This is a genomic window from Corallococcus llansteffanensis, assembly GCF_003612055.1.
GTDB classification, from domain to species: Bacteria; Myxococcota; Myxococcia; order Myxococcales; family Myxococcaceae; genus Corallococcus; species Corallococcus llansteffanensis.
Genome location: NZ_RAWB01000183.1, coordinates 1 through 16,160, shown reverse-complemented (window position 1 = coordinate 16,160; position 16,160 = coordinate 1). Strand labels below are relative to the sequence as shown.

Genomic DNA, 16,160 nt, shown 5'->3' with positions numbered 1-16,160 from the left:
AGATGTGTATAAGAGACAGGTGCTGACGCGCGCGCTGGAGGCGGCGCAGGCGGGCCACTACGACGAGGCGGAGGCGCTGGGGCGCGAGGCGGCGCGCGCGCTGTCACCGGAGGCCTACCTGCTGCTGGCGATGGTGGCCGAGGCGCGGGGCGACCTGGTCTCCGCGGTGGAGGCGGTGCGCAAGGCGCTGTACCTGGAGCCGCAGCTCGCGCTGGGACACGCCACGCTGGTGTCGCTCTACAGCCGCATGGATCGGCGGGAAGAGGCGGAGCGGGCGCGGCAGAACGCGCTGCGCGCGCTGGACGGACTGGATGACGAGCACCCGCTGCGAGGGGTAGAGAATACGATGACGGCGGGCGGGCTCCGGCAGGCGCTGTCGCCCCGTCCTTCGCAGATGGGCTGGCAGGGCGCGCGCTGACGGCGCACGTCCCGACGTGAGGTGGAGATAACGTGGAAGTGCAAGGGATGAAGGTGGCGCTGCCCGAAGGCCTGGACTCGGCGCGGCTCAGCCTGCGGACGAAGATCCTCGTCGGCACGGGCATGTTCGGCATCGTGCTGGTCGGCATCCTGACCTTCGCGTTCTGGATGCAGATGCATGACGGCCTGCTGGACGAGCTCACCAAGCGCGCGCGCGCGGTGGGCATCGGCATGGCGTTCAGCGTGTCCGCGTCCGCCGCCGCCCAGGACGCGACGATGCTCCAACTGGGCACCGACGTGGCCCTCAAGAGCGTGCCGGACATCGCGTACATCGTGGTGCGGGATGCGGGCGGCAAGGTGCTGGCGCGCTCGGCGGCGGAGCACTTCGCGAGTGCCACCGCGGTGGAGCCGGCGGACGGCGACGGGGTGGTGGACCGGCTCTTGACCGTGGGCACGCTGCCCGTGGTGGAGACGACGGCGCCCATCCTCTTCGGCCCGCCGGGCGGCACGCCCCAGCGCGTGGGCACCGTGCAGCTGGCGCTGGACCGCGAGGCCCTGTCGGGGGCGCTCTCCGCGAGCACCTGGCGCACCGCGGGCGTGGGCCTGCTGGTGTTGGTGGTGGGCCTGCTGGCGGCGGCCGGCATGGCGGGCCTCTTCATCGTGCCGCTGGAGCGGCTGGCGCGCGCGGCGGTGGGCATCGCGGCGGGGGACCTGCGCCAGCAGATCGACACCCGCGGCACGGACGAGATTGGCGAACTGGCGCGCAGCTTCGCCACCATGGCGGACGCGCTGGCGCACCTGCTCCACGACCTGCGGGGCGCGGCGACGGACCTGGAGTACGAGGCGGCGAACGTGCTGGCCACGTCCACGCAGCAGTCCGCGATGGCGCACCAGCAGGCCTCCGCCATCAACGAGACCAGCACCACGGTGGCGGAGATCGCCCAGACGTCCAAGCAGGCGACGTCCTACGCGGACGCCGTCATCGCCCAGACGCAGAAGTCGGAGTCGCTCAGCGCGGAGGGCCAGAAGGTCGTCACGGAGAGCGTGACCGGCATGGAGAAGCTGGGCGAGCAGGTGAAGGCCATCGCCCTGGCCATCACCGACCTGAACGAGCGCACGCTGCAGATCAGCGACATCATCGGGCAGGTGAAGGACGTGGCCGAACAGTCGAACCTGCTGGCCCTCAACGCCTCCATCGAGGCGGCGAAGGCGGGCGAGCACGGCCGTGGTTTCGCGGTGGTGGCCACGGAGATGCGCACGCTGGCGGAGCAGTCGCGCATGGCGGCGGATCAGGTGCGGGTGCTGCTGGGGGAGGTGCAGAAGGGCACGCGTGTGGCGGTGACGACGACGGACGAAGGCAGCCGGCGCGCGCAGGCGGCGATGGAGTTGGCGCGCAGCGCGGGCAACACCATCCTGGGACTGTCGGAGGTCATCCGCGAGTCGTCGGGGGCCGCGCGGCAGATCGCCGGCAACACGCGGCAGCAGACCATCGGGGTGGAACAGATCGCCACGGCGATGGGCGAGCTGACGTCCGCCATGAGTGATTCGGTGGAGGGCACCCGGCGCATCGAGCAGGTGGCCGGCAACCTCTCCACCTTGTCGAAGCGCTTCTCTGATCTAGTGGGCAGGTACCAGCTATGAACAGCAACGTGACGGGCGGGGCCAAGAAGGCGGCGAAGGTGCTCATCGTGGAGGACACGAAGACCATCACCAACCTCCTCCAGGTGTATCTGATGGGATGGGGGCTGGACTTCGTGGACGCGCCCAACGGCGCGGTGGGCCTCAAGCGGGCGCGCGAGCAGCGGCCGGACCTCATCATCTCCGACGTGCAGATGCCGGAGATGGACGGCTTCGCGCTGTGCGCCGCCATCCGGGGCGACCCCAAGCTGCACGACACGCCCTTCATGCTGCTCACGTCCCTGAAGGACGACGCGAGCCGGCAGAAGGGCAAGCTGGTGGGCGCGAGCGCGTTCCTCAACAAGCCGGTCTCGGTGGATGACCTCCGCTCGAAGGTCCGGGACATCCTCAAGCTGCCGGCCACCAAGTACTAAAGCGCGATGCCCAGCGACGAACCCAAATACCAGCCCATCGACTTCGACGAGCTGAAGGCCTCGCTCGACGCGGCGCAGATGCTGCTCGAGGGCGCCCACGTGGTGAGCGCCCACAAGCGACGCGAGGTGCTCCATGCGCGTGCCGTGGCGCTGGCCGGCTCTCGCCACGAGGAGCGCCAGGAGGTCGTCACGGTGCTCGCCTTCCAGGTGGGCGGCGAGCGCTACGCGGTGCGCATCGAGATGGTGGACCACGTGCTGGAGGCGCGCGGCATGTGCGCGCTGCCCGGGGCGCCGCGCCACGTGCTGGGCGCGGTGGTGAGCCGCTCGCGCATCGTGCCGGTGCTGGACCTGCGGCAGCTGTTGGGCCTGGAGGGCGGCGGCATGTCCGACCTGAGCAAGGTCGTCGTGGTGGAGATGGAGGACGAGGCGTTCGGGCTGGCGGCGGAAATGGTGGATGGACGGCGGGAGTTGCCGCGCGCGGAGCTGTCCCAGCCGCCGCCGGGCCCGTTCCTCTTCCTGACGACGGACCGGCTCACGGTGCTGGACCTGACGCAGCTGGGCAACCCGGCGGCCGCTCGGCGCGGCTAGAGGGGACTGGGGTTTCATGGATCCGCAGTTGTTGCGCAGCATCTGGCCGGTGTTCGCCGCGGAGACGCGGGAGCAAATCCAGGCCATCGGGTCGAAGGTGCTGGGGCTGGAGCAGCCGGCCGCCGCGCGCGAGCCGGACCTGCTGCCGTCGCTCAAGCGCGTCGTGCACAGCCTCAAGGGCTCCGCGGCGAGCCTGGGCCTGGACGACATCGAACGCATCGTCCACGCCATCGAGGACGGGCTGTCCCACGTCAACGTGGAGGAGCCCATCTCCCGCACCGCCGTGGAGGCGATGCTGCGGGGCCTGTCCGCCATCGAGAACGCCCTCAACCGGGGCGACGCGGGCGAGCAGCCCGTGGTGGACGGCGTGTCCGCGCTGCTCCAGGCGCTGGGCCATGGCGAAGCGGTCGCCCCGTCGCCGGAGGGCGGTGCGAGTTCGAGCCCCCTGGGCGTGGACGGCCTGAGGATCCTGTCGGCGCTGGAGGCGGCGCTGGGCCGGCTGGTGTCCCCCAAGGTGGAGGACCGGGCGGGCGCGGTGCGCGCGGCGGTGGAGCGGGCGCATGCGCTGCGGCTGAGCGCGGAGTCCGCGCAGGCGGATCAGGTGGCCTCGCTCGCCGAGGCCGCCGCGCTGGGCTTCACGCGGATGGAGGAGGGCGGGGACGCGGCGGGGCTCGCGGCGTCGGAGGTCGCGGGCGCGCTGGTGGACCTGCGCGCGGCGCTGGGCGTGTCGGACGACGAGATCGAGAGCGCGGTGTCAGTGCCCGTGGCCGTGGCCCCGGCGGTGCCGAAGCCCGCACCCCGTGCGACGACATCCTCCGAGGCCCGGGGTGGCGGGGCGGTGGACCGCGCGGTGCGCGTGTCGGTGAAGACGCTGGACTCGCTGGCGCTCCAGGTGGAGCACCTGGTGGCGGGGCGGGCGCAGCAGGGCCGGCGCACCGAAGGCTACCGCTCGCTGACGGATCAGGCGCATGAGGTGCTGCTGCACCTGGAGCGCGCCGCCTCGCAGCTCGCCATGGCCGGGGGAGGCTCCGCGCTGGAGCCGCTGCGCACCGGCGTGAGCCTGATGCGCGGCATGCAGAAGCGCCTCTTGGAGCAGGCGAAGGAGGCGCACCGCGACGGCGAGCAGCACGCGCTGGTGGCGCAGGTGGTGCGCGACGACCTGCGCGACCTGCGCATGGTGCCGGCCTCGCAGGTGCTGGAGCCCTTGCGGCGCACCGTGCGGGAGACGGCGTCGCGGCTGGGCAAGGAGGTCGTGCTGGAGCTGGGCGGCACCGAGGTGCGGTTGGATCGGCGCATCGTGGACGCGCTGAAGGATCCGCTCGTGCACCTGGTGCGCAACGCCATCGACCATGGCCTGGAGATGCCCGCGGCGCGGCGCGCGGCGGGCAAGCCGGAGGCGGGCCGGTTGACGGTGCGGGTGGAGGCGCGGGGCACGCGCGTCGGCGTCATCGTGGAGGACGACGGTGGCGGCCTGGATCCGGTGCGCGTGCGCGCGACGGCGGTGCGCCGGGGCCTGATGAACCAGGAGGCGGCGGACAAGCTGTCGGACGTGCAGGCGGCGCGGCTCATCTTCCAGCCGGGCTTCTCCACGCGCGAGGAGGTCACCTCCACGTCGGGACGTGGCGTGGGGCTGGACGTGGTGCTGGCCACCGCGCAGCGGCTCCAGGGCTCCGCGGACGTGGAGTACACGCAGGGCAAGGGCACGCGCTTCATCGTGGACCTGCCGCTCACGCTGGCCGCGGCCCTGGGCCTGCTGGTGCGCACCGGCAACACCATCACCGCGATTCCCTCCGACACCGTGAAGCGGGTGCTGCGGCTGGACAAGGATGACATCGGCACGGTGGCGGGACGCGTGGTGGCGCGGCTGGATGGCGAACAGCTCACCTTCCTGACGCTGTCGGAGGCCATCGGGCTGCCGCGCCTGGAGCTCGCGCTGGAGTCCGGGAGGCGGCAGACGGCGGTGCTGCTGGCGCTGGGCGACGAGCGCGTGCTGTACGCCATCGACGAGGTGGTGGGGCAGCAGGAGCTGGTGGTCCGCTCGCTCGGGAAGCACCTGCAGGGCGTCCCGCACCTGGCGGGCGCGGCGGTGCTGGACGACGGCCGCGTGGTGCCGGTGCTCAACGCGCTGGAGCTGCTGCGCGCGGCCAAGCCGGAGATGCGCAGCGCCTTGAATGAGACGAAGCTGCCGCGCATCCTGGTGTGCGACGACTCGCTGACGACGCGCTTCGCGATGAAGTCGCTGCTGGAGATCGCCGGCTACCCGGTGGTGACGGCCGCGGACGGCGAGGAGGCGTGGGCCGTGCTGGACCGCGTCCACTGCCACCTGGTGGTCAGCGACTGGCAGATGCCCCGGCTGGACGGCGTGGGCCTGGCGCGGCGGATGAAGGGACACCCGATGTTCCGGCGCACGCCCATCATCCTGGTGACGTCGCTGGACAGCCAGGAGGACCGCGCGGCGGGGTTGGAGGCCGGCGCGGACGGCTACCTCGTCAAGCGCGAGGTGGAGCGCGGCAAGCTGCTGGAGCTCGTGCGCCAGCTGTTGCCCGCGTCAAGCGGACAGTAGCGCTGCCCGGACAGCACAACGCCCTGGCCTTCGCGCGAGCGGAGGACAGGGCGTCGTCACTTCAGCGGCTTTCAGCTCAGCGGGGGCGGACCCACGACTTGGGCCAGTCGTCGAACTGCGCGACCTCCTGCTCGCCGACGAGCAGCGTGTACATGGACTCCTCGGGGAAGTCGCCGATGCGGATGCGCAGCTCCTGGCCTTCCGCCTTGGTGCGCAGCGGATGCAGCGCATCCGACGTCTTCACCCATTCCAGCTTCTGCTTCAGGAATTGATCACCCGTCATAGCTTGGCCTGCTGGTTGAAGTGGTTGTTCACGGTCTGGTTGGTGCGCTTCGAGCTGTCGATAAGGCTCTGGTAGACGGCGTCCCCAGTCAACCCCTTCGCCTTGGCGCCCTTGACCAGCTGATCGAACGAGGGACCGTCCAGCCGGCCGTAGGTGAAGAAGTCACGCGCCTTGAGCATCGCGACTTCGAACGGGTTGCTCATGAACTGGCGCGCTTCGAGGCGGGCCTCGTGGCGGATCTTCACCGCCGCCTTCGCGCGGTCCTCGAGCGACGCGCCCTGCGCCTTGAGCTTCGCGTCGTTGGCCGGGATGCTGGCGACCTTCTGGTTGTACCAGTTGCGGATCTCCGAATTCGTCGTCGGCTTCTTGGCGGCGCCCGCCTCCGCCCCGTTCACCCGCGCGGCCCCGTCGGGGTTGCGAGGACGGGTGCGCGACGCGCTGCCGGTGGACAGGTCGCTCGGCGGACGCGTGGGCGGGGGCGCCGAGTTCGAACGCGTGGGGCGCGTCGTCGTCGTGTTGGGCTTCGAATCCACGGAGTTGCTGCGCTTGGGGGGCGACGACAGCGCGGACTCGGACTTCGTGGAGCGGATGCTCGAATTCCGGGAGACCTTCATGGGGGGAGACCTTCGAGGGCAGGAAGGAAAACAGCTTTCCCTTTTATCGCAAGGCCAGGTAGGCGAGTTGCGACCTCCGCCTACCTTTCGTGCGATATCCCGACGTTTCCCGAAGTCTCACACTCTTAGCGGTGAGCAGGCACCGCGAAGGCGTCGTCGCCCGGGAACACGAAGGCGAGCTCCAGCCGGGGCTCCTGGTGCACGGCGAGCGTGCCCCCCAGCCGCTCCGCGAGGTGCCGCAGGACGGCCTCCGTGCGGGGCGCCAGGGCCGCGCCAGGGCACGCCCGGACGCGCAGCAGCCACTGGGTGGCGTCCAGCGCGGGGCCCAGGTGGACGTCCACGGCGACCGCGCCCCCGGTGCTCCGGGCCACGGTGCGGGCCAGCAGCTCCCAGTCCGCCCGGGTGCCTCGCACGGACACGGCCCGCTCCCCGGGCAGCGTCAGCGTGGGGGGGGCCTGCCTGCGTCCCGGCGTGGGCGCGAAGGCGCTCCGCAACACGGGGCGCAGGTCGTCCAGGGCCGGGGCCAGCGGTGACAGGCGCCGGTCGATGAGGTCCTTCTGGTCCGTGGCGGACTTCGCGAGCCGCTCCAGGTAGCGCTGCATCTGCGCGTTGAGCGGCCCCGCGGTGCCCTTGAGCATCATGTCCACGTAGCCCTTGATGACCATCAGGGGCGTGCGCAGGTCGTGCGCCGCGCGGGACCTGCGCTTCTCCAGCGTCCCCACCGTGCGCTCCAGGCGCGTCTTCGCCTCCAGGAGCCGGGAGTGCCGCGCGCCCTGCGCCACTTCGCGCGCATGGGCCGCGAGCAGCGCCGGGGCGAACGCACCGAAGCGCGCCACCACGTGCCGCTGCGACGTCGTCAGCGGGGCAGGCCACACCTCCAGCACGGAGGGCCTTGCACCGCGCTTCACCGCTGTCTTCGGAAGGGCGGGGACCCGCCCCACCTTCACCACGCACGCGCGTCCTTCATAGAGGGCCGCGCCGGTCGCACCGGTCAGCCGCAATGTCGCCTTCAGGAGAGCCTCCAGGCCCGCGCGCGATCCATTGCGCAGCGCCTGCTCGGCCACCGCCGTCAGCGTCGTTTCCACCCTGGCATCGAGGTCGTCCTCGATGCGCCGCCCCATCCAAGCCCCAGCCCGCACGCGCCAAGGAATGGTCATGACTGGGTGGAGGCGCAACGGCTCCTTCGCTGGGCATTTCTTCCGGCGCGCATCGGCAATCCTTTACCCAGCGTGATCGGCAGGAACGGACAATTTTACCGTCCTTCTGGGAGGAGGGTTGCGGCAAACCCCTGGACTTGCTGGGAAAAGGCGCTGGCCGGGCGCTTGCTATCTCCTGCCCACGTCAGGTCGGTCTGGAAGGGGCGGATGGGAACTCTCGAGTACTACGCGGCGATCGCTCGGATGGCGCCAGGAGCCCTGGCGAAGAGCGCGGTCCGCCGTGTCCAGGGCGTCGCACGGCAGGCCATCTACCGCCGTCGCGAGCAGGCCGATGAGGCCCAGCTCCTGGAGTCCTTCGGTGCCACCACGGCCGAAGCGCTGGTGACGCTGGCGCTCGACCACCGCACGTCGCGGGCCTGGTGCGAGCTGTCGCAGCGCGAGTCCGTCCGCGCCGCCCTCGAGAAGCTTCCGGGTGCGAAGGAGCGCACGAAGGTCCGCGCGGCGCAGGCGCTCAAGCAGGAGTGGAACGTCTTCGGCACGCCGGTGTCCTTCGGCGAGGGCCGTGCGGTGGACTGGTCGTTGGATGCGCTGAGCGGCAAGCGCTACCCGGCCGAACCCGTGGAGAGCCTGCGGCTGCTCGTGCCGGGCATGGATCCGAAGTACCCGTGGGTGATGGGCCGGCTGGACAGCCTGGTGGCGCTGGCCCAGGGCGCGTGGGTTGCGGACACGTCCGAGGAGCGCTCGCGGCTGGCCACGGCCTTCGTGGCGCAGACGCTGGACTTCCTACAGGCGAACCCCGTGGGCACGGGCGTCCACTGGACCTGCCCCATGGAGATTGCCCTGCGCGCGGCCAACCTCGCGCAGGCGCTGGTGATGTTCGCGGACGCGCCGGAGGTGCGCCGTCCGGAGTTCCTGGTGCCCGTGCTGGGCGCGCTCACCGAGCACTCCGCGTGGGTGGAGGCCCACCTGGAGGACCACGGCGCGGTGCCCAACAACCACCTGGTGTCCAACTACGTGGGGCTCGCGGTGGTGGGGCTGCTGTTCCCGGAGCTGCCGGGCGCGCCCGGACAGGTGGCGCTCGCCACGAACGGCCTGCGCGCGCAGATGGACGCGCAGGTGCACCCCGAGGGCACGTCCTTCGAGGGCTCCATTCCCTACCACCGCCTGTCGGTGGAGCTGTTCACGCTGGCCTGGCTCGTCGCGCGCGGCGCGGGCGTGTCCCTGGGGCCCGCGTACGAAGCGCGTCTGCGATTGATGTACGTGGCGTCCCGCGCCTGGTCTTCCGAAGCAGGGCTGGCGCCGCAGATTGGCGACAACGATTCGGGCCGTGTGTTTCCGTTCCAGGACCGGGATGATCGCGAGCAGGGCTACCTTTCGGGCCTGGGCGCGGCGCTCTTCAACGACGTGGGGCTCGCGGGCGGCGTGTTCCCGGACGAGGCGGCGTGGCTCCTGGGCGAGACGGGCCTCGCGCGCTTCAACGCGCTGCCCGTGGCGCCGGCGCCCGCGTCGGTGAGCTTCGCGGAAGGTGGATTTCACACCTTGCGCGGCGCGGGTGTCGTGCTCACAGTCTCGGCCGGAAAACAGGGGCAGCGGGGCGTCGGAGGACACAGCCACAACGACAAGCTTTCCTTCGAGCTTCATGTTCATGGCCGCCCCGTCATCGTCGACCCCGGCACGGGTTCGTACACGCGGGATCCGGCGCTGCGCAACGCGATGCGGAGCACCGCGGCGCACAACACGCTTCAGGTGGATGGGGCGGAGCAGGCCCCGTTGGATCCGGCGCGGCTGTTCGCGCTGCCGGAGGATGCACGGGCTCGCGTCGTGGCCTTCCAGCCCGGCGCGGTGCACGACCGGCTGGTGGTGCGGCACGACGGGTTCCGCGGCCTTCCGTCGCCGGTAGGCATTGAGAGGACTTTCTTCCTGGACCGGCACGTGCGCGCGCTGGCCGTGGGAGACCGGCTCGTCGGTACGGGCCGTCATGAGGTGGTGGGACGTTTGCATCTGCCCGATGGGCAGGCGCGGTGGTGTGAGCCCGACGCGGCAGTCATTGCGCGGGCCCGGCGCGTGCAAGAGGGCCCTGAGGCCTTCGAAGCGCGGGCCATCGAGATTGGACCGGCGGAGGCGCCCGTGGGTTGGGTGCTGCTGGAGCGGGGGTTGGAGACCTCGCTCGTGCCGTCGCGCTACTCGCCCGGGTATGGACGGGTGGTGCCGGCGGTGTCGGTGGAGTTCCGGAGGCAGCTGGCGCCTCCGGCGAGGCTGGGGTGGGTGTTCGTCTTCAGGTGAATGGTGTGGGTCGGGACGTGTGAGCCGGCGAGGCCACACGTCAACTGCTGGGAGTAACGACAATGCGCGTGATGGTTGGCAACCCGTTGCTGGAGCGGATCAGCAATCGGGAGGCGAAGGTGGGCGTGGTGGGTCTCGGTTACGTCGGTCTTCCCCTGGGCATGGCGTTCGCGGACGCCGGCTTCAAGGTGACCGGCCTGGACGTGGATCAGCGCAAGATCGACAAGATCGCCAAGGGTGAGAGCTACATCAAGCACATCCCCAGCGAGCCGCTGGCGGAGCTCACCAAGGCGGGCAAGCTCAAGGCGACGAACGAGTTCGCCAAGTCCCGCGAGCTGGACTGCGTCATCATCTGCGTGCCCACGCCGCTGACGGCGTCGCGTGAGCCGGACATGAGCTTCATCATCCAGACGGGCGAGGCCCTGGCGCCGTACGTGCGTCCCGGCCAGCTCTTCATCCTGGAGTCCACCACCTACCCGGGCACCACCGAGGAGATCCTCAAGCCCCTGCTGGAGAAGGGCGGCCTCAAGGCGGGCGTGGACTTCTTCCTGGCCTTCAGCCCCGAGCGCGAGGACCCGGGCAACAAGGGCTTCAACACCAAGACGATTCCGAAGGTCGTCGGCGGCTACTCGCCCGCGTGCCTCGAGGTGGCGGTCGCCCTCTACGGCAGCGCCCTGAAGGAAGTCGTCCCGGTGTCCTCCACGCGCGTGGCGGAGCTCTCCAAGCTGCTGGAGAACATCTACCGCTGCGTGAACATCGCGATGGTCAACGAGATGAAGATGCTCTGCGACCGCATGAACGTGGACGTCTGGGAGGTCATCCAGGCCGCCAGCACCAAGCCCTTCGGCTTCCAGCCGTTCTACCCGGGCCCGGGCCTGGGCGGGCACTGCATCCCCATCGACCCGTTCTACCTGACGTGGAAGGCGCGCGAGTTCGAGTTCCACACCAAGTTCATCGAGCTGGCCGGTGAGGTGAACTGGCAGATGCCCTACTACGTGGTGCAGCGCACCATGGAGGCCCTCAACCAGAACAAGAAGGTCCTCAACGGCGCGAAGGTCCTCTGCCTGGGCGCGGCGTACAAGAAGGACATTGACGACTTCCGCGAGTCCCCGTCGCTGCGCGTGATGACGCTGCTCAAGGAGAAGGGCGCGGAGATCAGCTACCACGACCCGTTCGTGAAGGAGCTGCACAAGGGCCACGGCTTCAACATGGAGATGAAGTCCGTCCCCCTGGATCCGGAGACGCTCAACCAGTACGACGTGGTCATCATCCTGACGGACCACTCGCACGTGGACTACAACGAGCTGGTGCAGCGCTCGAACATCGTCATCGACACGCGCAACGCGACCAAGGCCGTCACGGAGGGACGCGAGAAGATCCTCAAGGCGTAACGGGCTTTTGAAGCAGGGGCAGGCGAGAGGGTCCTCGCTTCACGCGTCGCCGGGAGGGGCGGCGCGTGAGGGGAGGGCCCTCGCCCTTTTTTGGCTACAGTGGGCTTCGTGCCCAGAGCCTTCCGTCCCCTGTTCCCGCTGTTCGCAGCCGCGTCGTTGTTGATGGGCGCGGCGCCCGCGCCCGATGCCCGCTCCCAGCTCCTGGAGGCGATGGCGACGGAGCTGACGCGCAACCAGCAGCAGCTCAAGGTGAGCGGCCACGAGGCGCCGTACTTCCTGAGCTACCTGGTGAAGGACTACCAGTCCCGGCTGCTCGTCGCGCGCTACGGGGCGGTGTTCCAGGACGATGACTACCGCGAGCGCAAGCTGGGCGTGGACGTGCGCGTGGGCAGCTACGACTTCGACAGCTCCGTCGCGGACTCGCTCGACTTCGGCTTCAGCACCAGCAAGGGCTCCAGCTTCACCGCGCGCAAGGAGGGGCCGCTGGACGACTCGCCGCTCGCGCTGCGCACGGCGCTGTGGCTCGTCACGGATGAGAAGTACAAGGCCGCGCTCTTCCAGTTCCTGAAGAAGAAGGGCGAGGACGTCTACGCGGTGGAGGACCCCAAGCGGCCCCCGTCCTTCTCGAAGGAGGCGCCCGCCACCTGGGTGCAGCCGCCGGTGGCCTTCCCGTTCGACCGCGAGCGCTGGCGCAAGCTCGCGCGTGAGGTGTCCGCGCGCTTCAACGCGCACCCGGAGCTGTTCGATTCGGAGGTGCGCATCACCGCGGACAAGGCGACGCGGCTGTTCGTGTCGTCCGAGGGCACGCGCCTCATCACGGAGGAGACGCTGTACGGGCTGCACGTCTCCGCGGTGACGCGCGCGCCGGACGGGCAAATGCTGGACGACTCGCGCAGCTTCTACCTGCCCACCGAGGCGGGGATGCCGGACGACGCGAAGGTGCACGCGGCGGCGCAGAAGGTCATCGACGAGTTGCTCGCGCTGCGGCAGGCGCCGGCCATCGTCCCGTACGCGGGGCCGGCCATCCTGGCGCCGGAGGCCGCGGGCGTGCTCTTCCACGAGACGCTGGGCCACCGGCTGGAGGCGGACCGGCAGGACGGCGACAACGACGGCAAGACGTTCAAGGGCCAGGAGGGCAAGCAGATCCTCCCAACGTTCCTGTCGCTCCGGGATGATCCGTCGAAGCGGGACATCAACGGCGAGCCGCTCAACGGCTACTACCTCTATGACGAGGAGGGCGTGAAGGGGCAGGCGGTGAGCCTGGTGGAGAAGGGCGTGCTCAAGGGCTACCTGATGAGCCGCCACCCGGTGGAGGGCTTCACGCAGTCCAACGGCCACGGGCGCGGGCAGGGCACGCTCCAGCCGGTGGCGCGCATGGCCAATCTGCTGGTGGAGAGCTCCAAGCAGGTGAGCGACGTGGAGCTGAAGAAGCGGCTCATCGCGGAGGCGAAGCGGCAGGGCAAGCCCTACGGGCTCATCATCCGCGACATCACCGGCGGCAACACCAACACGTCCAGCTTCGGCTACCAGGCCTTCAAGGGCGTGCCGCGCATGGTGTACCGCGTGGACGTGAAGACGGGCGAGGAGACGCTGGTGCGCGGCGTGGAGATCGTCGGCACGCCGCTCTCCTCGGTGAACCGCATCCTCGCCACCGGCCAGCGGCTGGGTGTGTTCAACGGCTTCTGCGGCGCGGAGAGCGGCAACGTGCCCGTGTCCACCGTGGCGCCCGCGGTGCTGCTCCAGGAATTGGAGCTGCAGCGGGCGATGGAGGGCAAGGACCGGCCGCCCCTGCTCCCCAGCCCGGCCGCTCCGACGGCTACCCCACCTTCTTGAGCACCACGTAGCCGGCGGCGGGGATGTTCACCTTGGTGTTCCCGCCGTTCAGCGTGGCGCCGAAGTTGCCGAAGTTGCCGCCGCCGTACGCGGAGGCGTCGCTGTTCAGCACTTCCTTCCACTGCCCGGGGGGCAGCGGCAGGGCGTAGCCGTCCAGGTTCTTCTTGTTGAGGCTGCCTACGACGAGGAACTCCTCGTTGCCCGACTTGCGCGTGAAGGCCATCACGCTGTCGTCGTTGTGGGTGTAGACGCGCTTCACCTCCGCCGCCGCGCTGAAGGCCGGGCTGCTGTTCCGAAGGCCGATGGCGTCCTTGTAGAAGCTGAAGCTCTGCCGGCGCGTGACGTCCAGCATCGCGCCCTTGCGCTCGTCGGCGGGGAGGGAGGAGATCTCCTTGAACAGCTTGCGGTCGTCCGCGGAGAAGGCCTTGTAGGCGGCGTCCTTCGTCTGCGCGTCCGGGGGGAGCGTGAAGAGGCGCTCGTAGGTGGCCTTGGTCGCGTCGTTGAAGGTGACCTTCGTGAAGTCCACGTCCTTGCCCACGTCCTGCCAGCTCCAGTTGCTGTCCCAGGTGGAGGGGTTGCCCCAGCGGAAGTCGTTCTGCGCGCCGAACTCGTCCCCCTGGAAGAACATCGGGATGCCGGGGCCGGCCATGCCGATGCCGGCGGCGAAGCGGGCGGCGCCGCGCGTCCACTGGTCCGGGAAGTCGGTGGCCTTCTCACCCTCCGCGGTGTTCATCGTGCGCTGCGCGTTCCCGACCTCGTCGTGGTTGGAGATGATGGACAGCGCGTTCTTCCAGCTGTCCAGGCCGCGCGGCGACGTCATGAGATTGACGAACGCGTCCACGTCCGTCTTCAGCCCGCGCGCGGCGGCCTGCACCAGGCCCGGCTTGCTGTTGTCGTTGATGAGCCGGTGCTGGAACTCCGTGTACCACTGGGCGTCGAAGCCGCCGCCCGTGCCGTCCGGCTGCGCCGGGCGCGAGATGGCCGGGTCGTAGTCGAACTGCTCCGCCACGGTCCACACGTTCGGGTTCACGAAGTGCACCTGGCGGTTGATCTCCCGGAGCATGTCCCAGCCCGCCTTGCCGCCCACGCCCTTGATGGGCTCCGTGAAGTCGAATCGCAGGCCGTCGAACTTCAGCTCCGACACCTGCTGCACGGCGTGGTCCACGAAGAGCTGCTTCACCTGCGGCGTGTTGTACGCGGGGACGGAGCCCCAGGGCGTGTCGCGCTGCTCGAACTTGCCCGGCTCCTTGGACCAGTTGAAGTACGGGTTGCTGGGGCCGCCCACGTTCCACAGGCCATTGTGGTCGCCGAAGACGTGGTTGTAGACGACGTCCGACACCACGTTGAGGCCCTTGCCGTGGGCCGCGTCGATGAAGCGCTTGAGGGCCTCGTCGCCCTCCACCCACTGGCCCGTCTCATCCTCGAAGCCGAGGGAGCTCTCCGCCGCGAGGCTGTTGACGCCCAGGTAGCCCCAGTTGCGGCTGCCCTCCACCTCGTTCGTGGGCAGCAGCTCCAGCGTGGTGACGCCCAGCTCCTTGAAGTAATCCAGCTTCTTGATCAGGTCCTCCATGGTGGAGCGGTTGGCGTTGCCCGCCTGTCCCAGGAAGCTGCCCGCGTGCAGCTGGTACACCGTCCACTTCGACGGGTCCTTCTCACGCGGCACGTTGTCGTTCTTGAACTGGAACGCCGTGGGGTCCGTGAAGATGGAGCCGCGGAAGTCCACGCCGCTGCCCACGGTGATGAGGTCGCTCCAGGGGTCGTTCTCCGACGAGGAGACGCGCTCCGTCTGGGAGAGCTTCCCGTCGTTGTTCACGTCGTCGCGCAGGTGCAGCTTGCCGGCCGCGTCCTTGTCGAAGACCTGGAACTCGTAGCGCAGGCCCTCGAGCTTCGCCGGATCATTGACGAGCGTGGTCCACGCGCCGCCCTCGTTCGTCATCTTGATGCGGCCGTCGTCCGTGACGTTGCGCGACCAGAAGTCGTTGAACTTCCCGCCCCGCATCTTGTCGATGAGCGTGTCGTCGAACGTGCCCAGGCGCTCCTGGAGCTGCGCCTTGTTGAGCGGGTTGCCGTCGCCGTCCTTGAGGACGAGGTACGCGCTGTCCGCGTCCTCGGCGTCGTCCACGTCGAAGCGCATCAGGCCGGTGGCGCCGGGGAAGTAGCGGTCCACCTCCTTGCCGCGCATGGGGTCCAGGAAGAGCCGGTCCAGGCCGCGCTGCTCGCCCATCATCCGGCGCGCATACGGATCCGGCCGGTCGCTGGTGGCGCCCGTGGAGTCCACGACCTCGTAGACGTAGGACTTGCCCTCCAGCTGGCTCCAGGCGCCCTTCGCCTGCGCGGTCCAGTTGCCGCCCTCATCGCGAGTCAGCGGGATGCGCTGCTGCTGACCCTGCTTGTCGGTGACCTTCACCTGCACCGCGCGCGCGTCGGGTGCCCAGAACTTGAAGGACACGTCCTGGCCGGAGCGCTGCGCGCCCATCTGGTGGTACGTCGTGGGCGAATAGGACGCGGTGGGCTTGGACAGGTCCAGCTTGAGGTTGCCCTCGCCCATCACCGCCCACTGGTCCTTGCCGGTGGGGCCGTCCACGCTGACGCCCCACTCCCAGTTGCGGGCGAGCCCGTCGTCCGCCACCTTCACGGTGGCCTCGTACTTGCCGTTGCCCAGGGGCTTCATGGGGATGCCGCCCCCGCTCCACTCGGCGTTGAAGCGGCCGTCCGCGTCCCAGCTGCCCTTGAGCTTCGGGTTGGTGAGCTGGTTGTGCGGGCCCGCGTCGTACGTGAACGTGATGGTGCGCGTGACGGGCTTCTCCACCGTGGCGCCCGGACGCACCGCGGAGGTGGGCGCGGCGCCCAGCAGGGTGCCGGTGTTGCCGGAGCGGGCGATGGCGGCGGCCGGGCCTCGGGCTCCGGGGGCCGGGGTGGATTCGAAACCGGACGTGTTCCGGCGGGCGGCGGCGGCCTTCGCGGCGGCGGCCTTCTGCTG

The 16,160-nt window shown here is 69.9% G+C and carries 11 protein-coding genes and 1 pseudogene; 8 read left to right on the top strand and 4 right to left on the bottom strand.

The features are described 5' to 3' along the window. From D7V93_RS47860 to D7V93_RS18545, 5 genes and pseudogenes are all read left to right on the top strand, one after another. Positions 1–418, top strand: a pseudogene (locus D7V93_RS47860) (CheR family methyltransferase); the annotation flags it as partial. A gap of 32 nt (positions 419–450) precedes the next feature. Further along, a complete protein-coding gene (locus tag D7V93_RS18560) occupies positions 451–2,058 on the top strand; it encodes a methyl-accepting chemotaxis protein (RefSeq protein WP_120644681.1) in 1,608 nt (535 codons plus the stop codon). Next, positions 2,055–2,468: a response regulator gene (locus D7V93_RS18555; RefSeq protein ID WP_120644680.1), complete on the top strand. Its 414-nt coding sequence runs from the start codon at positions 2,055–2,057 to the stop codon at positions 2,466–2,468. Before D7V93_RS18560 ends, D7V93_RS18555 begins: the two co-directional genes overlap by 4 nt. Before the next feature lie 6 nt (positions 2,469–2,474). Then, entirely contained in the window at positions 2,475–3,056 is a 582-nt protein-coding gene (locus D7V93_RS18550) for a chemotaxis protein CheW (protein WP_120644679.1), read from the top strand. A 16-nt stretch (positions 3,057–3,072) separates the two neighbouring features. Beyond that, positions 3,073–5,619: a response regulator gene (locus tag D7V93_RS18545; protein ID WP_120644678.1), complete on the top strand. Its 2,547-nt coding sequence runs from the start codon at positions 3,073–3,075 to the stop codon at positions 5,617–5,619. Between the two features lie 76 nt (positions 5,620–5,695). On the opposite strand, the gene D7V93_RS18540 is transcribed toward D7V93_RS18545, so the two are convergent. From D7V93_RS18540 to D7V93_RS18530, 3 genes are all read right to left on the bottom strand, one after another. Beyond that, a complete protein-coding gene (locus D7V93_RS18540; RefSeq protein ID WP_120644677.1) occupies positions 5,696–5,902 on the bottom strand; it encodes a hypothetical protein in 207 nt (68 codons plus the stop codon). Then, positions 5,899–6,516, bottom strand: a complete 618-nt coding sequence (locus D7V93_RS46685; protein ID WP_244237370.1) for a hypothetical protein — start codon at positions 6,514–6,516, stop codon at positions 5,899–5,901. Before D7V93_RS46685 ends, D7V93_RS18540 begins: the two co-directional genes overlap by 4 nt. Positions 6,517–6,641: 125 nt before the next feature. Continuing rightward, positions 6,642–7,637 carry a histidine kinase dimerization/phospho-acceptor domain-containing protein gene (locus tag D7V93_RS18530; protein ID WP_120644676.1) on the bottom strand — a complete coding sequence of 332 codons (996 nt, stop codon included), beginning with the start codon at positions 7,635–7,637 and terminating at the stop codon, positions 6,642–6,644. Between the two features lie 243 nt (positions 7,638–7,880). Here D7V93_RS18530 and D7V93_RS18525 point away from each other — a divergent pair, with 243 nt between their 5' ends. The 3 genes from D7V93_RS18525 to D7V93_RS18515 all read left to right on the top strand — a co-directional run bounded on the left by D7V93_RS18525 (position 7,881) and on the right by D7V93_RS18515 (position 13,180). Further along, a complete protein-coding gene (locus D7V93_RS18525; RefSeq protein ID WP_120644675.1) occupies positions 7,881–9,956 on the top strand; it encodes an alginate lyase family protein in 2,076 nt (691 codons plus the stop codon). 71 nt (positions 9,957–10,027) lie between these two features. After that, positions 10,028–11,347, top strand: coding sequence for a nucleotide sugar dehydrogenase (locus tag D7V93_RS18520; protein WP_120644682.1), 1,320 nt, complete (start codon positions 10,028–10,030; stop codon positions 11,345–11,347). 162 nt (positions 11,348–11,509) lie between these two features. Beyond that, positions 11,510–13,180, top strand: coding sequence for a TldD/PmbA family protein (locus tag D7V93_RS18515; protein WP_208723062.1), 1,671 nt, complete (start codon positions 11,510–11,512; stop codon positions 13,178–13,180). Here the strand turns inward: D7V93_RS18515 and D7V93_RS18510 are convergent. Continuing rightward, positions 13,164–16,160: alpha amylase C-terminal domain-containing protein (locus tag D7V93_RS18510; protein WP_120644673.1), on the bottom strand; the 2,997-nt coding region annotated here is incomplete at its 5' end. The two genes, D7V93_RS18515 and D7V93_RS18510, sit on opposite strands and share 17 nt — an antisense overlap.